At 50.5% G+C, this 22,273-nt stretch carries 26 protein-coding genes; 22 read left to right on the top strand and 4 right to left on the bottom strand.

What is annotated here, in order from left to right; all coding sequences use genetic code 11:
- Nucleotides 1-321 precede the first annotated feature (321 nt).
- From BMZ51_RS07945 to BMZ51_RS07890, 12 genes are all read left to right on the top strand, one after another.
- Entirely contained in the window at nt 322-669 is a 348-nt protein-coding gene (locus BMZ51_RS07945) for an SH3 domain-containing protein (protein WP_074881909.1), read from the top strand.
- Nucleotides 670-1,272: 603 nt separating this feature from the next.
- Nucleotides 1,273-1,848 (top strand): 50S ribosomal protein L21, encoded by a 576-nt coding sequence (gene rplU / locus BMZ51_RS07940; RefSeq protein ID WP_068005547.1) that lies wholly within the window; start codon nt 1,273-1,275, stop codon nt 1,846-1,848.
- Between the two features lie 46 nt (nt 1,849-1,894).
- Nucleotides 1,895-2,164: a 50S ribosomal protein L27 gene (gene rpmA, locus BMZ51_RS07935; RefSeq protein WP_068005549.1), complete on the top strand. Its 270-nt coding sequence runs from the start codon at nt 1,895-1,897 to the stop codon at nt 2,162-2,164.
- Nucleotides 2,165-2,257: 93 nt separating this feature from the next.
- Nucleotides 2,258-2,929, top strand: coding sequence for a GNAT family N-acetyltransferase (locus BMZ51_RS07930; RefSeq protein ID WP_208979350.1), 672 nt, complete (start codon nt 2,258-2,260; stop codon nt 2,927-2,929).
- A gap of 116 nt (nt 2,930-3,045) precedes the next feature.
- A complete protein-coding gene (locus tag BMZ51_RS07925; RefSeq protein ID WP_074881905.1) occupies nt 3,046-3,636 on the top strand; it encodes a GNAT family N-acetyltransferase in 591 nt (196 codons plus the stop codon).
- Entirely contained in the window at nt 3,633-4,199 is a 567-nt protein-coding gene (locus BMZ51_RS07920; RefSeq protein WP_068005551.1) for a GNAT family N-acetyltransferase, read from the top strand. The genes BMZ51_RS07925 and BMZ51_RS07920 overlap by 4 nt, the downstream gene beginning before the upstream one ends.
- An 85-nt stretch (nt 4,200-4,284) precedes the next feature.
- A complete protein-coding gene (locus BMZ51_RS07915) occupies nt 4,285-4,851 on the top strand; it encodes a GNAT family N-acetyltransferase (RefSeq protein ID WP_068005552.1) in 567 nt (188 codons plus the stop codon).
- Entirely contained in the window at nt 4,848-5,408 is a 561-nt protein-coding gene (locus tag BMZ51_RS07910; RefSeq protein WP_068005554.1) for a GNAT family N-acetyltransferase, read from the top strand. Before BMZ51_RS07915 ends, BMZ51_RS07910 begins: the two co-directional genes overlap by 4 nt.
- 1 nt (nt 5,409) lies before the next feature.
- Nucleotides 5,410-5,967: a GNAT family N-acetyltransferase gene (locus BMZ51_RS07905; protein ID WP_068005555.1), complete on the top strand. Its 558-nt coding sequence runs from the start codon at nt 5,410-5,412 to the stop codon at nt 5,965-5,967.
- Complete coding sequence (locus tag BMZ51_RS07900; RefSeq protein ID WP_068005557.1) at nt 5,964-6,530, top strand: GNAT family N-acetyltransferase; 567 nt, start codon at nt 5,964-5,966, stop codon at nt 6,528-6,530. The genes BMZ51_RS07905 and BMZ51_RS07900 overlap by 4 nt, the downstream gene beginning before the upstream one ends.
- A gap of 28 nt (nt 6,531-6,558) precedes the next feature.
- Entirely contained in the window at nt 6,559-7,107 is a 549-nt protein-coding gene (locus BMZ51_RS07895; RefSeq protein ID WP_068005559.1) for a GNAT family N-acetyltransferase, read from the top strand.
- A gap of 37 nt (nt 7,108-7,144) precedes the next feature.
- Complete coding sequence (locus BMZ51_RS07890; protein WP_068005561.1) at nt 7,145-7,705, top strand: GNAT family N-acetyltransferase; 561 nt, start codon at nt 7,145-7,147, stop codon at nt 7,703-7,705.
- A gap of 96 nt (nt 7,706-7,801) precedes the next feature.
- Here the strand turns inward: BMZ51_RS07890 and BMZ51_RS07885 are convergent, their stop codons facing one another.
- From BMZ51_RS07885 to BMZ51_RS07870, 4 genes are all read right to left on the bottom strand, one after another.
- Entirely contained in the window at nt 7,802-8,527 is a 726-nt protein-coding gene (locus BMZ51_RS07885) for a hypothetical protein (RefSeq protein ID WP_068005563.1), read from the bottom strand.
- 110 nt (nt 8,528-8,637) lie between these two features.
- Nucleotides 8,638-9,225: an OsmC family protein gene (locus BMZ51_RS07880; RefSeq protein ID WP_068005565.1), complete on the bottom strand. Its 588-nt coding sequence runs from the start codon at nt 9,223-9,225 to the stop codon at nt 8,638-8,640.
- A 113-nt stretch (nt 9,226-9,338) separates the two neighbouring features.
- A complete protein-coding gene (locus BMZ51_RS07875; RefSeq protein WP_068005567.1) occupies nt 9,339-9,974 on the bottom strand; it encodes a TetR/AcrR family transcriptional regulator in 636 nt (211 codons plus the stop codon).
- 354 nt (nt 9,975-10,328) lie between these two features.
- Entirely contained in the window at nt 10,329-10,535 is a 207-nt protein-coding gene (locus tag BMZ51_RS07870; RefSeq protein WP_068005570.1) for a cold-shock protein, read from the bottom strand.
- A 902-nt stretch (nt 10,536-11,437) separates the two neighbouring features.
- On the opposite strand from BMZ51_RS07870, the gene BMZ51_RS07865 reads away from it, so the two are divergent.
- The 10 genes from BMZ51_RS07865 (at nt 11,438) to BMZ51_RS07820 (ending at nt 22,224) form a co-directional block, all read left to right on the top strand.
- Entirely contained in the window at nt 11,438-11,983 is a 546-nt protein-coding gene (locus BMZ51_RS07865; protein WP_068005572.1) for a GNAT family N-acetyltransferase, read from the top strand.
- Between the two features lie 219 nt (nt 11,984-12,202).
- Complete coding sequence (obgE, locus tag BMZ51_RS07860) at nt 12,203-13,249, top strand: GTPase ObgE (protein WP_068005574.1); 1,047 nt, start codon at nt 12,203-12,205, stop codon at nt 13,247-13,249.
- Nucleotides 13,249-14,379, top strand: coding sequence for a glutamate 5-kinase (proB, locus tag BMZ51_RS07855; RefSeq protein ID WP_068005576.1), 1,131 nt, complete (start codon nt 13,249-13,251; stop codon nt 14,377-14,379). Before obgE ends, proB begins: the two co-directional genes overlap by 1 nt.
- A 45-nt stretch (nt 14,380-14,424) precedes the next feature.
- Nucleotides 14,425-15,726, top strand: coding sequence for a glutamate-5-semialdehyde dehydrogenase (locus tag BMZ51_RS07850; RefSeq protein WP_275078207.1), 1,302 nt, complete (start codon nt 14,425-14,427; stop codon nt 15,724-15,726).
- Nucleotides 15,727-15,788: 62 nt separating this feature from the next.
- Complete coding sequence (locus tag BMZ51_RS07845; protein ID WP_068005671.1) at nt 15,789-16,382, top strand: nicotinate-nucleotide adenylyltransferase; 594 nt, start codon at nt 15,789-15,791, stop codon at nt 16,380-16,382.
- 160 nt (nt 16,383-16,542) lie between these two features.
- Nucleotides 16,543-16,950, top strand: coding sequence for a ribosome silencing factor (rsfS, locus tag BMZ51_RS07840; protein ID WP_068005673.1), 408 nt, complete (start codon nt 16,543-16,545; stop codon nt 16,948-16,950).
- Nucleotides 16,951-17,107: 157 nt separating this feature from the next.
- Nucleotides 17,108-17,590 (top strand): 23S rRNA (pseudouridine(1915)-N(3))-methyltransferase RlmH, encoded by a 483-nt coding sequence (gene rlmH / locus BMZ51_RS07835; protein ID WP_068005675.1) that lies wholly within the window; start codon nt 17,108-17,110, stop codon nt 17,588-17,590.
- A gap of 359 nt (nt 17,591-17,949) precedes the next feature.
- Nucleotides 17,950-18,966 carry a hypothetical protein gene (locus tag BMZ51_RS07830; protein ID WP_139201351.1) on the top strand — a complete coding sequence of 339 codons (1,017 nt, stop codon included), beginning with the start codon at nt 17,950-17,952 and terminating at the stop codon, nt 18,964-18,966.
- 556 nt (nt 18,967-19,522) lie between these two features.
- On the top strand, nt 19,523-20,893 hold the full coding sequence (locus BMZ51_RS07825; protein ID WP_208979349.1) for a murein hydrolase activator EnvC family protein: 1,371 nt from the start codon (nt 19,523-19,525) through the stop codon (nt 20,891-20,893).
- On the top strand, nt 20,890-22,224 hold the full coding sequence (locus BMZ51_RS07820) for a S41 family peptidase (RefSeq protein WP_068005582.1): 1,335 nt from the start codon (nt 20,890-20,892) through the stop codon (nt 22,222-22,224). Before BMZ51_RS07825 ends, BMZ51_RS07820 begins: the two co-directional genes overlap by 4 nt.
- The last annotated feature ends 49 nt before the right edge of the window (nt 22,225-22,273 follow it).

Here is a 22,273-nt window from a genome sequence, read left to right as displayed (position 1 = left end):
AAGTGTTTTTCCATCACATTCCCTGCACACACTTGTCAGGTTATCGCGGTGATTCTGAATGGAACTTTGCATCTGCTGAGTTCGTCTTAACCAGTTTGCATAGCGACGCCGCAACCAGACAATAATAGTAACATACAAAAATTATACTACACATTTACTGTCATTATTCTCTAATAATAAAGATGTGGTATTCCGAATACAAACAGTGAGCCAAAAACATATTTGTTCACATTAGTATATTCGGCTAGGTTATTTTGCAGATGCAGCATCACTCACTTTTTGCGGCCAACAAAACTCAAAACGGCCAAGAAGGGAAATGATATGCCTAAGTTAACGAACCTGATGTGTGCTTTAATCCTCGCAGGCTCATTTGTTGCCTTGCCAGTCACCTCTCAAGCTCTTGTCAGGACTTTGACGTCAGCAAACACGACAAGTGACTATTGGCTTAACCTACGCCAAGGACCCTCCACCGGTTACAATGTGGTGAGAGTCCTGAGGCCTGGCTCAACCGTGATGGTCAAATCCTGTCAAAGCGACTGGCGTTGGTGCGCCGTCTCCTACCATGGTGTCGACGGCTATGTGAATGCGCGCTACATCCACAGAAATGGCGTTCACCTCAGTACAGGCCAACACTATAACGTGATCCCTGTCAGCTACTACACGAACTAGTCTATAGACTCAGCTGAGTAGTGTGTAAAAACCAACATATATGAGCCGCCCGGAACACTGCTGGACGGCTCAATTTGAACATGTCGGTTTTGTTTTCTTCTCAGATACATGTCCCCTTTAATTAAAGCCACTACCTGAATTTTTCAGCAAAAAATTGATGTTTCGCTCCTTTCTACGGATACTGCGTTCTCTTCCCTCAAGCATATTGCCAGCTCACAGAAGCGTTGCAATTCGGTCCATCCTAGGCCTGATTATCCCTATTCTAACGAGCTTTAGCTTGTTCAGCCGCCAGGCGATACAAAGGGGGCTAACTACGCCGTTGTTGATGAGCGATCGCTCCCCCCAAAGTTCGAATAAAATGCTGAGATTCTGAGTTGACATTCCAGCCCGCCTGCGTATATTCCAGCAGCTCATAAATTGCGGGGGGACCCGCGTTTTCGCGCTGTCCGAGGCAAGACATCGAAACCGCCTTCTGGTTTTTCCAGAGTTTGCGGTCGATCTCCCGGAAACGGGACGTTCCTAGAGCAATAAGGGAAACGGTCGAAAAAGCTTGCAGTTTACTGCAACGCCAAAGGGTGCGCTTTATACAAGAAGGACATGCGTATGTTCGCAGTCATCAAAACAGGCGGTAAACAGTACACTGTTGCTGCTGACGATCTCCTGAAGATCGAAAAAGTTTCTGCCGAAGCTGGTGAAACCGTGACTTTTGACGAAGTGCTTATGGTTGGTTCAGATGCTGAAACCACCATCGGCGCACCAACTGTCGAAGGTGCATCCGTTGTAGCTGAGGTTGTTGAGCAGGGTCGTGATCGCAAGATCATCATCTTTAAGAAGCGTCGTCGTCAGAACTCCCGTCGCCGTAACGGTCATCGTCAGGCATTCACAACCGTGAAGATCACTGACATCCTGACCAGCGGTGCAAAACCAGCTAAAAAAGCTGCTGCTCCTAAGAAAGCTGCTGCTGCACCTGCTGCTGAAGGTTCCGACGATCTGAAAAAATTGCAGGGTCTTGGCCCAGCAATTGAGAAAAAGCTGATTGCTGCAGGTATCTCTACCTTCGCACAGATCGCAGCTCTTTCCGCTGAAGACATCGCCCGCGTTGAAGAAGAAACAGGCACTAAAGGCCGCTTCGAACGTGATAACTGGGTTGCACAGGCTAAGGAACTCGCAGCGAAGTAATTCGCGCTAGTTACTGTCCTAGAGATTAAACGAGGAGTACTTCGTTATGGCTCATAAAAAAGCTGGCGGTTCATCCCGCAACGGTCGCGACTCAGCTGGTCGTCGCCTTGGTATCAAGAAGTTCGGCGGCGAAGCTGTAATTCCTGGCAACATCATTGCTCGTCAACGCGGCACCAAATGGCACCCAGGTGCTGGTGTTGGCATTGGTAAAGATCACACGATCTTTGCAGTTGTTGAAGGCAAGGTAGCTTTCGAACAAAAACGCAATGGCCGAACATTTATTAATGTGATGCCGGTGGCACTCGCCGCCGAGTAACGCTGACGTGATAATCCAAATCGTCGGCGTCTCATCAGACCCCGACGGATTTGGAAAAATCCGGTTCAGATCGAAAGATCAGAAAAAGGGGAGATGGGACGCCATCTTCCCTTTTTCTTTGTCCAGTGGGATGGGCAGTGTACCGGAGTAGAAATCATGGTTGTTGAATACGAAGAAATCCCAGAAGAGAGCAGTTGCATTGCGGCCGGGTCGCCGCAGGACACCGCGCGTCTTGTCATCGACAGAGCGCGCAAGGATGATTTGGCCGACATCCTGTTTTTGGCCAACAACCGTCGGATCGCTGAAAAACTGGCGAGCATGCCTCATCCGTTCACATATGAAGACGCTAAAGCGCTTGTGAAACGGAGTGAAGTGCTGCTGCAAAGCCAGGCGACATTCGCGATCCGCATGAAGAATACAGGCCGCTTTATTGGCGCAATCGGTTTCAACCCGCTTGCCGAGGACTTTGGTGCGGTGCACCTGGGTTACTGGGTTGGCGAACCATTCTGGAACCAGGGATATGCGACTGAAGCGGTGAAATCTGTCATCGAATTTGCGTTTGCTGATGCTGGCATTAGAGAGCTCTCCGCCTCTTGCCGCGTAAGCAATCCTGCCTCGCAGCACATTTTGACCAAATGCGGCTTTAAGCAGGACGGAACGACCAAACTCCATTCACTCGGTGCGAAAGCCATGGTGGATGCGACGCGCCTTACACTGACCCGAACCCAATGGATCGCGAACTCGCGATGGGGCTCTGCGGGTTAAGTGTATCGCAGGCAAGCTGGCTGCACCTGACCGCAGCCAGCTTCCAGCAGCGCTATCACTTATAACCTTCATACAATTACAGAGAAGCAAGACATTGATTTCTAAGGCTTATTATAATGCTCACCACAACTATAGATACCCAAAGACTGAGGCTTCGCGGTTACAGACCTAAGGATTTTGAGCCCTTTTGGGATATCGGTCACTCCGACTTTGAAATTGCCCGGTGGCTCACAGGCCTATCCTGGCCTCCGCTCAGAAGTGAAGCAGAAGCCACCGCTCAATCAGCGCTGAACGCTGACCCAGCGAAGGACACTTTCCCGTTTGCCATTGAACACGATGGAAAACTGATCGGTGGTGTTGATGTCCAAAAGGCCGGCGATCTATCAGAGTTCCCGGAAATACCAACCCTTGGCTACTGGCTGTCGCAAGCCGCACAGGGGCATGGGTATATGCTTGAAGCATGTGTGGCCGCACTGCATTGGGGCTTTGCGCGAGAAGCTTCTGACAGCTTCGCAGCACGTGTTTTTGCGACAAACTACGCCTCTCAAAGAGTACTAAAAAAGCTCGGTTTTGAGCCTGTCGGCGTTTGCGTTAGATACGCTAAACCTCTGAAAACTAATGTCGAAAATGTCATCATGCATCTCCCGCGGGATCGGTTTGAGGCACTGCATGGTGACGCGTATGTGATGATGGGAGCAGCACAATGACCACTTTTCCTCGCTTGAGAACAGCCAGTTTGACACTTCGGGAGTGGAAGAAAACGGACGCCCCGCGTGTATTGGAGTTGCTGCAAAACCAGAACATTACGCGCATGTTGGCGAGTGCCCCGTACCCTTACACGAAAGCGGATGTCGAGGTCTTTCTTCAACGGTTTATGCCCGGTGATTTATCTGAGGTCTTGAACTGGGCTGTTGAGCTTCAAGGCGAAGTGGTTGGGAGCGTTGGTGCATGGCCGCTTCACAAAGCTCCTGCAATGGGGTGGTGGCTTGCGGAAGAGTACTGGCAAAAAGGTATTATGTATGAAGCAGTTAGGGAAGTGCTCCGTTACCTTTTGCTAGATCGGGAGCTGCCAGTTCTAGATGCAGACGCCTTTGATGATAACCCCGGCTCTCTCGCACTGATACGCAAACTTGGGTTCCAACAGATTGGCACAGACACTGGTAGAAGCCGAGCCCGGCCAGAGGGAGAGTATCCACTCACGCTTTTTTCTATATCGCCGCTTGATTTCATCAGCGCACAGCAGGCCAAAGTGGAGGCTCCAGTCCAATGATGCTCCCTGAACTAGACGCCAACAGGCTGATCTTTAAGCCATTTCATTCAAACGATTATGCGCATGTGACGATGGGAGCAGCACAATGACCAATTTTCCTCGCTTGAGAACAGCCAGCCTGACACTTCGGGAATGGAAGGCAACGGACGCCCCGCGTGTATTGGAGTTGCTGCAAAATCAGAACATTACGCGCATGCTGGCGAGTGCCCCGTACCCTTACACGAAAGCCGATGCAGAGGTGTTCTTGAAGCGGTTTATGCCCGGTGATTTATCTGAGGCGGTGAACTGGGCAGTTGAGTTGAATGGTATTGTCATCGGTGGCTGCGGTGCTGGGTTTTTGACGAAAAAGCCGGATATGGCTTGGTGGCTTAGCGAGATGCACTGGAAAAAAGGCGTAATGTTTGAGGCACTTAGCGAAGTTCTTCGTTATTTCTTACTGGAACGCGAGCTACCAAGCCTATTTGCTGATGCCTTCTCCGATAACCCTGGCTCCCAAGCTTTGATGCGAAAGCTTGGCTTCGTCCATACGGGACGCAGCATGGGACGAAGTCGCGCTCGTCTTGCGGGCGAGTATCCTACAGAAGAATTTACAATCACCGCTCTCAGTTTCATCGACTCCCAAAATTCCATTGTGCAGGAGGGTGCCCAATGATTTTTCCTCAGCTACAGACTAACCGGCTGATTTTAAGAGCTTTTCTTCCTGACGATTATCAGAGATTGCGTTACCTTTTCTCTGATTATGACGTCGCCCGGATGACAGCAAGCTTTCCGCATCCTTTGACAGATGATGGCGCACAGAAGTTGATCTCGCGGTTTATGTCGCAAAATCTGAAAACGGACGTGGTGTGGGCGATTGACAACGGGACTGGTTTTATTGGTTCAATTGGTGCGCATCAGATCAGTGACTCTGCATCCCTCGGGTATGCGCTTGGCAAATACTACTGGGGCCGGGGTTATATGAGTGAGGCGGTGCAAGCCGTTGTAAACTATCTTAAAATCGAACGTTGCGTTGAAAACGTAGATGCTTGCGTTTTTTTGGAGAATCCTGCGTCGTTCCGTGTTCTTTTGAAGAATGGGTTCGCACCCACCACACTGTGCAAGCACGCTTGTGTTTCTCGGGGCGAAGACGAAATTGACACGCAAAACTTCACCCTCAACCTCGTGCAAGCAGCAGTGCGACCACAGCTTGCCATGGCGGGGACAAACTAGGATGGAGTTTCCAACACTCAAAACGGGGCGCCTGATTTTACGTCAGGCGCGAGCTGCGGATTTATCCAGACTCGTTGACTATGCCAATAGCTATGAAGTGGCCTCTATGCTTTCGGGCATGGCCCACCCTTTCACACAGGAAGATGGAAATTCTTTCATTCATCGCGGCAACACCAATGACCCTGAAAAGGTGGTGCTATGGGTCATTGACGATGGCAGCGGCCTCATTGGCTCTACTTGGATGAAGCTTGATGGCGAGACAGGTTGGGTGGGGTTTTGGATTGGCAAACCCCATTGGGGCAAGGGACATATGAGCGAAGCTTTACAGGCTGCGTTGAGCTATGCATTTGATGAGCGCGGTATCTCGCGCTTTTCTGCTGGCGTGTTTCATGACAATCCAGCTTCCTTTCGGGTTCTAGAGAAGCTGGGCTTCAGTCAGACCGGCGAAAACCTTATTCCCTCAAAGGGTCGGGGTGGTACGATGGTTCCTCATATATTGATGGAACTACCTAAAGCAGCGTTCCTATGCAGTACAAGTCAGGCAAAGGAAATAGCATGATAGAGCCTGAGATCATGCCCTTTCCCGTATTGCAAGGGAAGCGACTGGTATTGCGCAAGCTGGCGCCGGCCGATTTGCCCGCAATTTGTGAGCACCTTAATAACTTTGAGGTGACCAAGAACCTTAGCACACAGCCGCATCCATTTACCGCTGCTGATGGTGCAGCCTATGTGAATGCCGTGACCGCTGAAGACCCAGCACAGAACATTACATGGGCGATCGAACATGAAGGCGCGTTTTGCGGAAACCTGCGTGCCAAGAATCTTGGAGGTGTTCCGCGCTTGGGCTACTGGTTAGGCCAAGCGCATTGGGGCAAGGGCCTTATGAGCGAAGCTGTTTTGAATGCGCTTCATTTCCTCTTTGAGGAGCGGAAAATCGCTCTCCTGCAAACGGGTGTTTTTGATGGCAATCCAGCATCGCTTCGGATTTTAGAAAAACTCGGTTTTGTGGCGACTGGAAAGTCTAACCATCCTTGCCGCGCTCGTGGCGACATTTTCCTTGAGGAAACTGAACTGGAGATGTCATCATCTCATTTCACAGAGATTCACGCCACATCTGGTTAGCCGCTTTTTAAATTGATTGGACTTAAGCATGTTTCCCGAACTCAAAACAGATCGCCTTACCCTTCGCAAATTTCGCGATGATGATCTTGAGCCAATGTGTACCTATCTCGGCAACTATGAGGTCAGCAAAATGCTGACTGTTGTTCCCTACCCTTACACCAGCGCAGATGGTGAATGGTGGCTGAACCACTGCAAGGAAGCTCCCCTCACTGAAGAAACCATTTGGGCAATTGAGACAGAACATGGGCTCTCCGGCACCATCAGCATTCGTATTCCTGATGATGGTCACCCCCGCATTGGTTACTGGCTGGCTGAGCCCTTTTGGGGCAAGGGGTATATGAGCGAAGCCGCTGAAGCCGTGGTCAACTATTGCTTTGAGGCTTTGGGAGCAAGCAAAGTAACTTCAGGTGCGTTTGAAGAAAATGACGGCTCTCTCAATGTTTTAGCAAAGAACGGCTTTCAAACGACGGGATCGAAACCGGAAGAAAGCCTTGCGAGAGGCAATGAAACCTTAACGCTGATTGACGTGGAGCTCACACGCGATCTTTGGGAAGCTATGCGCGCACTCACAGTTTGAAGTCTGCATTCATTCGCACATTAATTCGGAGGAGAAAATGTTTCCGCAGCTAACAACAGACCGGCTGGTTCTACGCGAAGTTCAGCATGGCGACCTCACCTCGCTTTGCAAGCACATAAATAACTACAAAATTGCCAAGATGTTATCTCACGTGCCTTTTCCCTATACCCGTGAGGATGGCGAATGGTGGGTCAGCCATAGCATCGAGAGCCCATTGAGTACCCAAACAGCCTGGGTACTGGATCATTTGGGCGAATTTTTAGGTGTTGTTAGTGTCCTGGACACATTAGGCGAGGAGCCGTTTCTTGGCTACTGGGTTGCAGAGCCCCACTGGAACCAAGGCTTTGCAAGCGAGGCTGTCGCCGAGGCCATCAGATATTGCTTTGAACAGTTGCAGCTTAAACGGTTGTATTCGTCCGCCCTGTCTGAAAACGAAGCCTCCCTTAGGGTGCTTCGCAAGAGTGGTTTCAAGGACTACGGGATCGGCACCGCCTCTCCACGAGCGCGCCAAGGCGAAGAGCTTGAAACAACAAAGCTACACCTGACGAAACAGGAGTGGGAGGCTGAGTTCCTCGACATCCACTTACCAAACCAATAATGAAGACGCATATTGGCAGGAGGCGACTACGAGGGCAGATTTTGAGATGACTGATCATCATGACAGTCAGCCGCGCCCTCTCCCACCAATAAGACCTCAGACAAAGAGCAGTGGGATCATTATGTGCATCGTCGCATGCAGGAAGATGAGAAAGCCTGGGCCAACCAAGAAGAAAAGAGCGCCCATCAAAAAACTGGGAACGACAACGCGCGTGGCCACCATGCCCCACACCAAGACGCTATCTGTTTCTCCCAGCTCATGCAGAAAGACAAACGCGAGTGTTGCGACAAGGATCGCTGCTGTTGCCGACCAAAAAACCCGATGCGGGTATTCAAGCATTGAAAGTGATTTAAACATACCGAAGAAGACCAACGCGCTCAGTACCATGCGGAATACAAGCTCTTCTCCATAGCCCGCAATCATACCAAACAGAAATCCCGGCCTTGCACTCTCCTCTGCAGGCACAAAGCCTGGAAGCGTATTGCCGACCACGCCCCAAACAGCACATGTCACGAGGACAGCTATTGCGACCCCCAATACCATCTGAAAAACCGGAGTGTTTTGAAGCAACCCCCTCATACCCAGTTTGTTGAAGCACCACCAACCCAAACAAAGGGATGTGAGAATGATAAGGGCAGTCGACAGGTAGATTGGCAGAATCTTGATAAACGGATCAGCCCAGAAAATATGGCTCTCATCTTGCTTGGTGAATAGAATTAGCGCCACACAGTAGAGAACAAAAACTTGAGCCCAAACAACTGTTGCGAAGAATTGATTGCGGAATGAAACGGGGTAATAGCGAGCTTGAGTAGGGGAACTCATTGTTATAACTCCTATCTTTACAGATACATCACTCGAGAAGGCTAGATCATGGTCTGCGTCAGCCTCTCAAGTGAATAGACCCATAAAACTGGCCTAATGAACTGGCTGGCTCAGATTTGCTGACCATTATTGAAGATCGTAGTGGCCGCTGGGATTGCGTTTACAACTGTTTGCAATGCCATGCAGGCTTGCTCGCTTGCATCGATTAGCGACGCAATCTTGGCTGCTTCCTCTCCAGATTCAATAATGATAAGCGTCTCGATCCCCTTTGAGAGTCCATGCATTTCCGCACCTTCAACTGCAGTCATTCCTGGAATTCTAGATTGAAACTTCATCTTCTGCTCCAGCTTGATGGAGGAGATGCTCAGCTTGCGAAACTTTGCCAAGCCATGAATATGAGTAAGCAGGCAAAAGCCGATACCGGCTGCAAGGTAAGACAGGGGTGCTGGAGCCGCGTCTGCTCCGCCGATGGATGTACCTTCATCGCAAAGAATTTCGAAGGCACCAAATCCGGGTACGTTTGGCTGCACCACGCCGCTTTTGAGGAGGCCATCGCCTGTGAGACTTGCAAGAAAATCCACTTCAAGGTCCATTCCATCCTTGGATTTCTTCACTTTGTTCAAGCTGATGTGCTCAGGTGCTGGCATGCTCTCAGCACGCGCAACGATGGGATATGTCACTGTATGATTATCAAGCATTACATTCTCCATAAGTGTACGATACTGTACCGTACACTTATGGAGAAAAAATAGCTCCCTGTCAAGCATCTCCCGTTCTCGAGATTCCCCCAATGTAACTTCACAGGTTCTCGCTAGGCGGCGTATGCCCTCATAAAACGGCAAACACAGTCTTTAACATGGTCGCGGATTTGCTGTTCATTTGGAGCTGATCGCACACCCAAGAGAAGAGCAAGGTGTGTATCCTCTCTCAGCATGCCCATGAAAATAGCAGCTGCGTTTTCAGGGGTATCGATAGAGAGAATACCCAGGTCATTAGCAAGTTGAAGCTGCTGTGCAATACTTGTCGTTGCCCTCTTAGGGCCGAGTTGAAAGAACGACTTAGTGATGTGCTGTGTGCGACGCCCCTCGCCAATCAAGACTCTCCAAAGACCCAGTGTTTTTTCGTCATAAACAAGCTTCAAAACTGTCTTGCCAAAAACAAAAAGCGTCTCTTTAAGCTCTTCACGGGAGCCTCCGTCCGCGTGTGAGTCGAGTGATCTTATTGAGAGCACCGGCCCTTCTGACAGGTTACTGACAATCTCAGCCAGCATTGCTTCCTTGTTCTTGAAGTATCTGTAGACTGTGGTTTTGGATGCACGCGCGCGCCTTACAATCTCATCCATTGAAGTATTTGCATAACCAAGCTCAATAATCGCGTCAGTTGCTATCTCCAAGAGTTCGTATTTGCGCTTTTCGCCACGCGATACTTTCTTCTCAACTTCCACCATTCCATATGTCCATCTCTACAATTAAGTACGGTACCGTATCTTATCGTAGACTCTAACCAATGTCACTAAAGGACACCAGGTGGCAATGGATAGCAGGAAGCATGAGAGAAAGGCTGATCGCCCTTCATCAAGGCCAATCAAACAACGCGAACACTAAAGGTTACGTTTGAGGTTTTAGCAGCCGGGGGCTTGGGGGTATTATGTAGCGCAGCAGCAGGGCTTGAACTACCGGCCAGATCCTAAGGGCAAGACCTAGCTTTGATCATAAATAGCTTGAAACAGGCCAAACTCAGAAAATTGGCACAAAAAAAAGAGCGCATTGCTGCGCTCTTTCTTAAATTTTAACAGCTCGAATTATACGGTTTCGAGGTTGATAGCGCTTGCGCGGCCATCACGGCCTGTTTCCAGGTCGTAAGTTACATCCTGGCCATCAGCCAGTGTAGAAAGACCAGAGCGCTCTACTGCAGAGATGTGAACGAATACATCGTTGCTGCCATCTTCAGGTGCAATAAAACCGAAACCTTTAGTGCTGTTGAACCATTTCACGGTGCCTTTGGCCATCGTGGTATCTCCTAGTTGTCGTGTCTCCCGCAGTATGCGGCAACACTATAGCGGCAGTGCAAAATCGAGTGCGCTGACGCCTAATAAAAGGAGACAGGGTGTCGATAATCATTACTCGAGGAAGCGAATGACATAAATTTTCGGGTAAGTAAAGCCAAAAGGTCCATATAAATCGAAATTTATCATTTTTTCTTGCGCATAACTGCCTGAGCCCCGACATTCTTACTAGTTTTCTATGAGTAGGCGCCCTTTACAGCGAGAGCCGGACTCCACATCACCAAATCATATCCTTAACCTCCAACTGATATTTTACATAAAAAATTCTTCAGTCTTTGGAAAATATTTCCGATAATATGGCCTAATCGCTTGCAATTGCATGCTCGCCGAGATAGTGAGCCGCCAAGCTTTTAGAGTTCCTTTCGGATTTTAATATCTCCAAAGATGCTAATGCTTGCAGCTCTTCCTTACGTATTGAGGACAGGGTCCAGGCATGGATTGATCTCAGCAACCGACAGTTCCGTCATAAGCGGATATGGGTTTGTTGATGGTGGAACCAGCTTAACGGGCACGATTGGCGCGAACACGTTACGCCGTTCAGCGACTTTCGGTTTTAGGCTGGCTAAGCCCCTTTAGGGCGAAGGATATATGAGCGAAGCTGCGGCAACAGCTTTGTACTATATCTTCCATATGACTGATCGACAGCGTCTTCGGGCCGGCATGCTATATGAGAGTCGGTGTCTCAACGGATCTTAACAAAGCTTGGTGTTGAGATAGTTGGCGAAGAGTGCAAACAAAGCCGCGCTCGCGGTAATAGAGCAGCCTCCCATTATCTCCTTGGAATGAAAAAGAGTCTTGTCGCCCTATCGCGGCAAGTGCTTCAAGAAGAATAAGAAGAGATAATAATGTTCCCGGAGCTGCAATCCGAGCGCTTGATCCTTAGGGATTTCCGCGAAAGCGATTTTGACGTTCACAACGCGTTTCTAAATGACTTCGACGTAAGCAAGATGCTTACCGTTGTTCCGCACCCTTACACCAAGGATGACGGCGAGTGGTGGTTTGACCACTGCCGCACCACGCCGCACAGTGAAGAGATCAACTGGGTCATCGACAACGGTGAAGGTCTGGTTGGCGTTATTGGCATTCGCAATGTCTCCACCACCCCGCACCTTGGCTATTGGCTGGCCAAGTCAGCATGGGGCAAGGGCTATGCGAGTGAGGCAACTAATATGATATGCAATTATGTGTTTAATCGCATGAATGCATTGGCCATGAACACCGGCTTGTTCACCATCAATCCAAAATCTTTGAATGTGCTTCAAAAGAACGGTTTTGAGATCACAGGTGAGACCAAAGAAAAAAACCGGGCGCGCGGTGATATAGAGATGGACTACACGACTGTTACGCTGACGAAAGATCGCTGGCAGTCTATGCAGGCGATCGCCGCTTAAAGAAAATCGCTTCCAAAAGAACTTTAAAAGGCTTGTGATCCGACAGGATTGCGGGCCTTTTGGTTATTCCCACACCCAACAAACTTGCATTAACAACGCAAATTATTGGCCCGAATAGCAATAAAATTAGCCAGATTTGCCGTTGTAGACTTGGCTCCACGGCAATAGGGCTTTAAGACGGCTCTCAAAGAACGTCACAGGTGGACGAAAGAGAATAAAATGAAATTCCTTGATCAGGCAAAGATCTTTGTAAAGTCCGGTGACGGCGGCGCAGGTAGCGTGAGCTTCCGGCGTGAGAAATATGTTGCAGAAGGCGGACCAGACGGCGGCGACGGTGGTCGCGGTGGTGACGTATGGGTTGAGTGCGCTGATGGACTGAATACGCTCATCGATTACCGCTATTCGCAGCACTTCAAAGCTAAAATCGGCATGCACGGCATGGGCCGCAACAGAGCCGGCGCCAAGGGCGACGATGTTGTGCTGCGTGTGCCTGTTGGAACTGAGATTCTGGACGAAGACAACGAAACTGTCATTGCTGATATGACAACAGTCGGTCAACGTCTGCTGCTCATGAAGGGCGGCAATGGTGGTTTTGGTAATGCGCACTTCAAGTCTTCAACCAATCAGGCCCCGCGCCATGCTAATCCGGGATTAGAGGGCGAAGAAAAGTGGATTTGGCTACGTTTGAAGCTGATTGCGGATGCTGGCCTTGTTGGATTGCCAAACGCTGGTAAGTCCACCTTCCTGTCCGCTGTTTCTGCAGCGCGTCCGAAAATCGCGGACTACCCATTCACAACGCTACACCCAAACCTTGGTGTGTGTGAAATCGACAGTCGTGGTTTTGTGCTTGCGGACATTCCAGGCCTTATTCGCGGCGCCTCTGAAGGGCAAGGCCTTGGCGACCGCTTCCTTGGTCATATTGAGCGTACACGCGTTCTGCTGCACCTGGTTGATGGCTCTGCGGTGGAAGATCCGGCAGAGGCTTACCATACTATTCGTGGTGAGCTGGAGGCCTATGGCCATGGTCTTGGCGAGAAGGCCGAGATTGTTTGCCTTTCCAAAGCTGACTCGTTGACGGACGAGCTGCGTGAAGAGCGCTACAAGGCTTTGGAAGAAGCTTGCGGTCAAAAACCACTGATTATTTCTTCCGCTAGTGGTGAGAATATCGACACGGCTCAGCGTATGATCATTCGTGCCATTGACAAAGATAAGCAGGACGAGGCTAATTCCAATCCGTCCAACACAGTTGAGGAGTGGCGCCCCTAATGGCTCGAAGTCTGAGCGACTACAAACGCATCACGGTTAAGATCGGCTCGGCCCTTTTGGTTGAAAATGGCCGGTTGAAACGAGAGTGGCTGGAATCTTTGGCAGACGATCTGCAGGCTCTTTCCGAAGCTGGGAAAGAAGTGCTGGTTGTTTCCTCTGGCTCCATTGCTCTTGGTCGTGGCGTGTTGGGTTTACCCTCTGGTCCGTTGAAGTTGGAGCAGGCGCAAGCCGCCGCTTCCGTTGGCCAGATTGCACTTGCTCAGGCTTACTCTGAAATTCTCGATATTCGGGGTCTGACCGCCGGTCAGATCCTGTTGACGCTTGGAGATACTGAGGAACGCCGACGTTATCTCAATGCGCGTGAGACTATTGGTACTTTGCTGAAAATGGGTGCGGTGCCAATTATCAACGAGAACGACAGTGTCGCCACATCGGAAATCCGCTATGGCGACAATGATCGTCTTGGTGCCCGCGTGGCGACGATGGCGAGTGCTGACCTGCTGGTATTGCTTTCTGATGTGGACGGGCTTTACACCGCAGCCCCTCAGCAGAACCCGAATGCGATCTTTTTGCCGGAAATTCCTCAGGTAACGCAGGAGATTGAAGCGATGGCTGGCGCTGCTGGCTCAGCGTTCTCCTCTGGCGGTATGAAAACCAAGATTGATGCTGCCAAGATTGCTCAATCTGCCGGAACGACCATGATTATTTCCAGCGGCAAGACCATGAACCCTCTGGATGCCATTGAGAACGGAGCACGGGCGACCTGGTTTCCAGCGCCCTCCTCTCCATCACGTGCACGCAAGACGTGGATCAGTGGTCATCTGAAACCTCATGGCAGCGTGCAACTGGATGCTGGCGCTTTGAAAGCTGTAAAAGCTGGCAAAAGCTTACTCCCTGCTGGTGTGACCAAGGTTGAAGGCACATTTACACGCGGCGATGCCGTGCGCATTTTGGATGACGCCGGTCATGATGTTGGTCGCGGGCTTGTTGCCTACGATTATGCAGAGGCGTCTTTAATCACCGGGCGCAACAGCAAAGAAATCGCAGCGATTATAGGCTACGCGGGGCGGGCCGAAATGATCCATACCGATGACCTTGTTCTGTCTACATCTGATTTGGATAAATCATAGAAACTGTTTGGGTTGACGCGCTCAACCCGCAATGACTTAAGGGTTTTGCAGATGCTGAATACTTCTGAAACAGCAAATACGAGCGATGTGGACGTTCGTGACCTGATGGCAAACATAGGCAAGAAAGCACGCGTAGCAGCGCGTGTTCTTGCAACTGCCCCGACAAGCCAAAAGAACACAGGCTTGACGGCGATGGCTGCTGCCATTCGCGCTGCAACCCCCGAAATTCTCAGCGCAAATGCCCAGGATCTGGATCTGATGAAGGCCAATGGCCAACTGGATTCCTTTATAGATCGCGGAACACTTAACGAAGAGCGCGTTGAGGCCATTGCTTGCGCTCTGGAAGATATTGCGAAGCTGGACGACCCTGTCGGCAGCAGCATCGCGCAGTGGACCCGCCCAAACGGCTTGGATATTTCGCGTATTCGCACACCTCTTGGCGTGATCGGTGTGATTTACGAAAGCCGCCCAAATGTAACGGCTGATGCAGGCGCTTTGTGCCTGAAGGCAGGCAACGCTGTTATTTTGCGCGGCGGCTCCGACACAATCAACTCCAATGTTGTAATCCATAAAGCCCTGCAAAGCGGCTTGGCGGAAGCTGGCCTGCCGGTTGATGTTATTCAAATTGTGCCGATTAAAGACCGCGCCGCTGTCGGCGAGATGCTTAAAGGTTTGAACGGCAATCTGGACGTCATCATTCCACGAGGCGGACGAAGCCTTGTCGCGCGTGTGCAAGATGAAGCACGCGTGCCTGTGTTTGCTCACCTTGAAGGACTGGTCCACATCTTCGTCGACAAGAAAGCGGACCTCGACAAGGCGATCGACATTGTCACGAACTCTAAGCTTCGACGCACCGGAGTGTGTGGTGCTGCAGAGACCTTGTTGGTTGATGAAGCCGTTGTTGCGACGCACCTTCCTCCAATCCTTGCCGCCCTTCAACAAAAAGGCTGCGAGATCAGGGGCGATGAAGAGGTGCTGATGCTATGCCCAACTGCAAATGCGGCTTCTGAGGAAGATTGGGCAACTGAGTATCAAGATGCCATCATCTCTGTAAAGATTGTTAGCGGACTGGATGAGGCAATTGAGCACATCGGGGAATATGGGTCCAATCATACCGATTGTATCATTACTGAAGATCAAATTGCCGTTCGCAAATTTTTTGCGCAAGTTGACTCAGCAATTGTTCTTCACAATGCATCCACACAGTTTGCAGATGGTGGCGAGTTTGGTATGGGCGCTGAAATCGGTATTGCTACGGGCCGTATGCATGCGCGTGGCCCGGTTGGCGTCGAGCAACTGACAAGCTTTAAATATGTCGTTCGCGGGACCGGCCAAACGCGCCCATGACGTTAAACGACCAGCAAATTATTGAGCATGACGATACACTGGGACAGGTGCTTCCCTCTTGGATGCGCCTGCCCTACGCAGCTGACGGAAATCGCATCGGTTTGTTTGGCGGGTCCTTTAATCCCCCTCATCCCGGCCACTTTATGGTTGCGGAGACGGCACTTCGGCGGCTGGCTCTTGATCAGATTTGGTGGCTCGTGACACCCGGTAATCCGCTTAAGTCCCACCGTGAGCTGGCTTCACTTGAAGAGCGCGTTTCTGCGGTGGAAGCGCTGGCTCAACACCCGCGCATGAAGGTGACGGCCTTTGAAAAGGTGCTCGGCACCTCTTACACAGCCAGCACATTGCACAGCTTGTTGCGCATTCGGCCCAACCTAAATTTTGTTTGGGTGATGGGCGCAGACAATCTCTCCAATTTTCACCATTGGCAAAACTGGCAGAGCATTATAGAAGGGGTGCCGTTGGCAATTGTTGACCGGCCCAAGGCGACCCTTTCGTCCCTTTCCGCTCGCGTTTGCCAAAGGTATGCCTTTGCTCAACTAAAAGAGAAAAGTGCACGCCAGCTGCCAAAGCGCAAAGCCCCTTGCTGGACCATTTTACGTGGCCCACTGGACGAAACCTCTTCCACTTTACTGAGGAAACGAGGACACGCCTGAGGGAAACTTGCGCCTTTTGCAGCTACAAGTGTCTTGAAAATGCCATAGGGACCTGAGTATTCTTCTTGACGGAAGGCTTGAGTTTGTGCATTTCAAGCTGTTTCACCCTGCAGATGTATTCTGCTTATCTCTAACCATGGCGAGGGCTCTTAAGCTGACCATGACAACTCAACATGAAGGGACGGACACCATCGCTCCTCTTCAACCGCATGGCACCCCCGAGGACGGGGACGTGCTTGCACTGATCATCAATAGTCTTGAAGATTCCAAGGCTGAAGAGATCGTATCTCTAGATCTAACTGGCAAGTCTGCATTGGCTGACCACATGGTTGTGGCTTCTGGCCGCTCACATCGCCATGTTGGCGCTGTTGCTGACCATCTGCTGCGTGATCTGAAACAAGCAGGCTATGGTAATGCCCGTATTGAAGGCATGCCGCATTGTGACTGGGTGCTCATCGATATCGGTGATGCAATTATTCACATTTTCCGCCCGGAAGTCCGCAGTTTCTACAATATAGAGAAAATGTGGTCCGCGGATAGCACTGCACCAACGCAGTTCATCGGATAATACCTGACCTTTCGCAGGGTCCGGTATTTTGCGCAGTACAATTCAACTGCCCATTTTTCGGAATGAGGGCGCTTGGGTTTTTGTGCGCTCTTGTGGGCTTAGCTGCACCTATTCTTCTGACCTGACGGATAACCGTCATTCGACCCTCGGAGACTTCATGAAAGTCACGATTGCCTGCGTTGGCAAAATGAAAGCCGGCGCGGAAAAGGACATGTTTGAGCGCTATCTGGACCGTGCCCGTAAAGCGGGCCGCTCCGTTGGCATCACCTCAGTGTCTGTGGTTGAATTGTCGGAGAGCCGGGCAGCACGTACGCAAGACAGAAAAGACGAAGAGGCGCAACTCCTGCTCAATGCGCTTCCTTCTGGCGCGATCCTTATTGCGCTGGATGAGCACGGCAAAGCCCTTTCCAGTGAGGTATTTGCCAAAAAGGTTGGTGACTGGGCCGATCAGGGCACCTCAGATGTGGTGCTCGCCATTGGTGGTGCAGACGGGCATGGACAAGCTCTTTTGCAACGCGCTGACCTAAAGCTCGCCCTTGGCTCCATGACATGGCCGCACCAACTGGTGCGCATTATGTGTGGCGAGCAAATCTACCGCGCTATTACCATCCTCACAGGGCACCCGTACCACCGCGTGTAGCGTGGTGGCGCTGTTTGAGAACGTTTTGTTTCGGTCCCTCTTCACTTTGCCTGCGCTAACTGCACTTTCGAAATCCGTTGATTAGAGGCCGGTACAGCTCAAAGTCCATTCATTTCGGCTATCTAAGATCCTCAATCACAGATAGAAACATCGTTAGATTTAAGTCTCTTTCCTACAAATAAAGTTCTTTTCTGATGCTGACAAAACTACGCGATCGAACCGTTTATCTCGAGCCCTATGGTTTAAAACGAGTTTTTCCGGATTTGAAAGGACATGAAGCTTCAAATTATCGAGACACATTTGATGCCTCGACATTGTTTTATGATGTCTTTAGGTCACATGATGGTCGGCATATTATTATGGTCGGACCGAAGCCGCTCGGGTTTGAGGAAAAATTACTCAAAGCAAAGTTCTTTCAGGGCGACAAGCTGCTTCGTGCAAGACACAGAAAGCTCAAACAAGTCCATGAAGTCTGGATCAAGGTTTCACCTGATCAGGAAATCGCTGTCATTGATGTTGAGATAAACGGAACACACGGACAACTTGAGGTTTCTCCAAATCCTTCCAGAGACTTCAAGGGCAAACGTGTACTTTCGACGCTTTGTAAAGACACACCTGTTCCATGGATTTTGGACTGGCTGAGGTTTCATGTCACTAACCATGGTGTCGATGCCCTTGTCCTGTTTGAGAACAGTGAAGACCCTGCACACGCAGATGATATTCACCAAGCCATCTTGCAAGAGAACTTGAAAATCAGCGTTGAAATTGTTCATGCACCGTTTAAATATGGTCCACCCAAACTCCACGCAGTAAAATTCCTTCAGCGTTCGTTGCTTCAACTCCTTCGCTGGAAGTACGTTCAGCCCTCTGAAGCGCTTTTGTTTTGCGACGTCGACGAATTCGTCGTTTGCCAAGATGGAAAATCTATTTTTGACGGACTTAAAAAGAGTTTCCTCGGTTATTTCTTAATACCCGGTGTCTGGGTTGAACCTGTAACGCAGACAGATCAAAGCCAACTAAAGACACTGGGTGATCGTCGTCACCATATGTTCCAGCATACGATGGACCCACCGAAAGAAACGCATCGCAAATGGGTTGCTGCTCCTTCCAGAATTCCTAAGAGCATTCAGTTTAAGGCCCATGGGGTCAGACCAGAACCTAAATACGCAGCTTGGTTGCACCCGTTCTTCACTCGTCAAAAGCCCTATTTGAAGACTTCAAAACTGTTTCATTTCAGAGCTATGAGTACAAGTTGGAAGAGTGACAGAGAGGCAATATCTCCCGTTTCCTCTGATAAGCATAGCTTACACAAAGACCTCAACACAGCCTGCGAGACGGCATTTCCTCATTTGGCAAAAGTTCGAGAGCCCTCGTAGCTCTCGAAATGGCGTCAGTGGGCTAAACCTTGCCATTTACCAGCTTTTGGTCTGCGTTGACATTTGTGCTTATTTGAGAAGGATGCCCGAGCCTACTACCCTATGGCGGCGTGCCTGGGTTCGGTTCTTAGTCAAGTTTTATCCATTACTCCTAGCTAACCAACTTTACGGCTGCAGGCGATTACCCGTATATGCCTATGGACCAAGACGAGAAATTTCTTGATCTTTATGATAAACGCAAAGACCAATGGGTTGCCGATCAGCACGCCTATTACCACGACAAAGCCAGGGCTTCCTCGTGACGCGTCGTCAATTTATGACACTTACATTTTGAGCTCTTTCAGTGGCCTTGTTCTTCTGAAGCGCGCGCACTCGCTTGATGTTTCCAGGGGAAGTCGCTAAGCCTTCAAACGTGGTTGACTCTTCCTTAACGCTGTCGCTGCATTATCCTCAGCGTTTATTATAAGGCTGTTCCTCTGCAATTTGAGAGCACAGGCCTACATCCTTTTTAGTTGGAAGTCAGTTTCGTTCCCGTTGCTGCACTTTGGGAGTTCAGTTGTTGCGTTTTAGAGGAAACCTGATCCTCCAGTTAGTAACAGGCATTGCCTTGTTTCATGCAGGTGTTCTTTCCCTGCCGCTGCATAGTACTGCGCAAAAACTGACCAACATTTCCTTCAAAATCGAAGATAGCGATAAGGCCGACGAAGATCAGGCCGCCGCAACTATGAGGGAAATGCGGAAGCAGGAGCTTCGCGAGCTGAACGAAACCATCTCCCTTTCCAAAGAGAAGCGCGAGGAAATTCAGCGGTCCATTCGGGCACTGGAGCGAGATGGGGAAAGCCTGAGCGGCGAACTTATCCGCACTGGTGAACGCATTAAAAAGCTAGAAAACCAACTGGAAGCGACGGAAGCACGCCTAAGCAGACACAGAAAAAACGAACAATCTGTCCGCGTGTCACTGAATGAACGCAAAGGTGTATTAGCCGAGGTTTTAAGTGCTCTGCAACGGATTGGTCATCGCCCGCCACCTGCAATGGTGGTGCGTCCACAAGATGCTCTTGGAGCCGTGCGGAGTGCAATTTTGTTGAATTCGATCATGCCAGAAGTGCGGATCGAAGCGGAGGCCTTGGCAAGCGACCTTACTGAATTGTCGCGACTTAGAGGAAAAATTGAAGCGGAGCGCAACCGGATTCGTAGTGGGGCGGCACAGATGGCAGAGGAGCGCCACCGCGTTGAATTGCTTTTAGCAAAAAAGAGGGCAGCACGGCAGGAAAGGTTTGTAGCGCTGGAAGCCGAGAAGGCTCGCGCCAAAGAACTTGCCGACAAGGCAACCTCTTTGAAAGAGTTGCTTGCTAATCTTGAACGAGAAGTGGAAAGCAGCCGGCGCGCAGCAGAAGCCGCGCGACTTGCAGACATTGAACGGCAGAACCAAATTGCCTCTGGGGACCCGTTTGCTGATCCGAGCCGGTTAAAACCGGCTGTTGCTTTTTCGGAAACACTTGGGCTTTTGCCTGAACCTGTTTCCGGCACGCTGCTTCAGGACTTTGGAGTTGCAGATGGATTTGGTAAGATAACCACTGGCCAATCCATTGCCACACGCCCGAATGCCCAAGTTACCTCCCCCACTGATGGTTGGGTGGTGTATGCAGGGGCTTTCCGCTCTTACGGGCAGATGGTAATTGTTAATGCAGGCGGCGGACACCATGTGCTTTTGTCTGGTCTGGGCAATGTGATGGTAGAGTTAGGGCAGTTTATTCTTGCTGGAGAGCCAATCGCTGAAATGGGAGAAACGCGCCTCGCAAGCGCTAATAACCTTAATTTTAGTTTGGACCAGCCGGTTTTATATGTAGAATTCAGGAAAGACGGCACTGCAATCGACCCCAACCCATGGTGGTCACGCGCCGAAAACGAAAAGGTTCGCGGATGATAAGGAAAGCATCGCTTCTGCTGGTTGGCGTGGTCATGGGGGCTACGGCGGTCGTAACATATTCCCAAGCCCCGTTCAGATTTGCTGAGCCAGCCTCAGCAGCCTCTGCTGACACTTACAATCAGCTCAATCTGTTTGGAGACGTTTTTGAGCGTGTGCGCTCTGATTATGTTGAGGAGCCAACTGACTCCAAACTAATCGAAACTGCTATCAACGGCATGCTCACAAGCCTTGATCCTCACTCCAGTTACCTGCCCCCAAAGGGCTTCCGCGATATGCAGGTGCAGACCCGTGGCGAGTTTGGCGGCCTTGGTATTGAAGTGACCATGGAAGATGGCCTTGTAAAGGTCGTTGCTCCAATCGACGACACACCAGCGTTTAAAGCAGGTGTACAGGCTGGTGACTTGATCACGCACCTTGACGGCGAGCAGGTGATGGGCCTGACTTTGAACGAAGCCGTTGAGAAGATGCGCGGTCTGGTGAACACAGACATCGTTATTACGGTGCGCCGTGAAGGCATTAACGAGCCAACCGACATTACAATTACGCGTGACGTAATCCGCATCCGCTCTGTTCGCTGGAACAAAGAAGAAGATGTTGGCTATATCCGCATTACCCAGTTCAACGAGCAAACTTTCGATGGCCTGGAAAACGCCGTTGAAGAGCTGACCGCTGAAATTGGCAAGGACAAGCTGAAGGGCTTTGTTCTGGATCTGCGCAATAACCCTGGTGGTTTGCTGGATCAAGCCATTGCTGTTTCCGATGCGTTCTTGAACCGCGGCGAGATTGTTTCCACCCGTGGCAGAAATGCTGAAGAGACCCAGCGTTATAACGCTCGCAATGGTGATATGACCAACGGAGCACCTGTAATCGTTCTTGTGAATGGTGGTTCTGCCTCGGCTTCTGAAATTGTTGCTGGAGCGCTGCAGGATCATCGCCGGGCCACTATTTTGGGCACACGTTCCTTCGGTAAAGGTTCTGTACAGACCATCATTCCGCTGGGTGCGAACGGTGCTATCCGTCTGACAACAGCACGCTACTACACGCCTTCTGGTAATTCCATTCAGGCGAAGGGTATCCGCCCTGACATCATCTCCTTGCAGGAACTTCCTGACGAGCTGAAGGGCCGTGCGGAAACCAAAGGCGAAGCTGGGCTGCGTGGACACCTTCAGGCTGAAGAAGGCGACGAAGGTTCTGGTAGTCAGGCATATGTGCCGCAGGACAAAGACAAGGATGTGCAGCTGAACCTGGCAAAGGCTTTGCTTCGCGGCGAGAAGGTTGATACAGCCTTTCCACCAAGTGCAGACAGTGCAGCAAACGCATCTGACTAATTTGACTTAATACAAGCTCGCCGCGCTGAACTTTTGTTTGGCGCGGCGG

Source organism: Pseudovibrio axinellae (assembly GCF_900110875.1).
Classification (GTDB): domain Bacteria; phylum Pseudomonadota; class Alphaproteobacteria; order Rhizobiales; family Stappiaceae; genus Pseudovibrio; species Pseudovibrio axinellae.
Note: the sequence above shows the minus strand (reverse complement) of the source record. Positions and strands in the feature narration are given on the sequence as shown.

What these genes read in the sequence shown, in the direction of transcription:
- BMZ51_RS07870 (WP_068005570.1), bottom strand. Translation starts at nt 10,535, where the DNA reads ATGGCCAAAGGCACCGTGAAATGGTTCAACAGCACTAAAGGTTTCGGT.
- BMZ51_RS07820 (WP_068005582.1), top strand. Translation starts at nt 20,890, where the DNA reads ATGATAAGGAAAGCATCGCTTCTGCTGGTTGGCGTGGTCATGGGGGCT.
- BMZ51_RS07880 (WP_068005565.1), bottom strand. Translation starts at nt 9,225, where the DNA reads ATGCTTGATAATCATACAGTGACATATCCCATCGTTGCGCGTGCTGAG.
- BMZ51_RS07920 (WP_068005551.1), top strand. Translation starts at nt 3,633, where the DNA reads ATGACCACTTTTCCTCGCTTGAGAACAGCCAGTTTGACACTTCGGGAG.
- BMZ51_RS07930 (WP_208979350.1), top strand. Translation starts at nt 2,258, where the DNA reads ATGGGACGCCATCTTCCCTTTTTCTTTGTCCAGTGGGATGGGCAGTGT.
- BMZ51_RS07925 (WP_074881905.1), top strand. Translation starts at nt 3,046, where the DNA reads ATGCTCACCACAACTATAGATACCCAAAGACTGAGGCTTCGCGGTTAC.
- obgE (WP_068005574.1), top strand. Translation starts at nt 12,203, where the DNA reads ATGAAATTCCTTGATCAGGCAAAGATCTTTGTAAAGTCCGGTGACGGC.
- BMZ51_RS07900 (WP_068005557.1), top strand. Translation starts at nt 5,964, where the DNA reads ATGATAGAGCCTGAGATCATGCCCTTTCCCGTATTGCAAGGGAAGCGA.
- BMZ51_RS07945 (WP_074881909.1), top strand. Translation starts at nt 322, where the DNA reads ATGCCTAAGTTAACGAACCTGATGTGTGCTTTAATCCTCGCAGGCTCA.
- BMZ51_RS07885 (WP_068005563.1), bottom strand. Translation starts at nt 8,527, where the DNA reads ATGAGTTCCCCTACTCAAGCTCGCTATTACCCCGTTTCATTCCGCAAT.
- rsfS (WP_068005673.1), top strand. Translation starts at nt 16,543, where the DNA reads ATGACAACTCAACATGAAGGGACGGACACCATCGCTCCTCTTCAACCG.
- BMZ51_RS07915 (WP_068005552.1), top strand. Translation starts at nt 4,285, where the DNA reads ATGACCAATTTTCCTCGCTTGAGAACAGCCAGCCTGACACTTCGGGAA.
- BMZ51_RS07845 (WP_068005671.1), top strand. Translation starts at nt 15,789, where the DNA reads ATGCGCCTGCCCTACGCAGCTGACGGAAATCGCATCGGTTTGTTTGGC.
- BMZ51_RS07865 (WP_068005572.1), top strand. Translation starts at nt 11,438, where the DNA reads ATGTTCCCGGAGCTGCAATCCGAGCGCTTGATCCTTAGGGATTTCCGC.
- BMZ51_RS07830 (WP_139201351.1), top strand. Translation starts at nt 17,950, where the DNA reads ATGGTCGGACCGAAGCCGCTCGGGTTTGAGGAAAAATTACTCAAAGCA.
- BMZ51_RS07910 (WP_068005554.1), top strand. Translation starts at nt 4,848, where the DNA reads ATGATTTTTCCTCAGCTACAGACTAACCGGCTGATTTTAAGAGCTTTT.
- rplU (WP_068005547.1), top strand. Translation starts at nt 1,273, where the DNA reads ATGTTCGCAGTCATCAAAACAGGCGGTAAACAGTACACTGTTGCTGCT.
- rpmA (WP_068005549.1), top strand. Translation starts at nt 1,895, where the DNA reads ATGGCTCATAAAAAAGCTGGCGGTTCATCCCGCAACGGTCGCGACTCA.
- BMZ51_RS07905 (WP_068005555.1), top strand. Translation starts at nt 5,410, where the DNA reads ATGGAGTTTCCAACACTCAAAACGGGGCGCCTGATTTTACGTCAGGCG.
- BMZ51_RS07875 (WP_068005567.1), bottom strand. Translation starts at nt 9,974, where the DNA reads ATGGTGGAAGTTGAGAAGAAAGTATCGCGTGGCGAAAAGCGCAAATAC.
- rlmH (WP_068005675.1), top strand. Translation starts at nt 17,108, where the DNA reads ATGAAAGTCACGATTGCCTGCGTTGGCAAAATGAAAGCCGGCGCGGAA.
- BMZ51_RS07890 (WP_068005561.1), top strand. Translation starts at nt 7,145, where the DNA reads ATGTTTCCGCAGCTAACAACAGACCGGCTGGTTCTACGCGAAGTTCAG.
- proB (WP_068005576.1), top strand. Translation starts at nt 13,249, where the DNA reads ATGGCTCGAAGTCTGAGCGACTACAAACGCATCACGGTTAAGATCGGC.
- BMZ51_RS07895 (WP_068005559.1), top strand. Translation starts at nt 6,559, where the DNA reads ATGTTTCCCGAACTCAAAACAGATCGCCTTACCCTTCGCAAATTTCGC.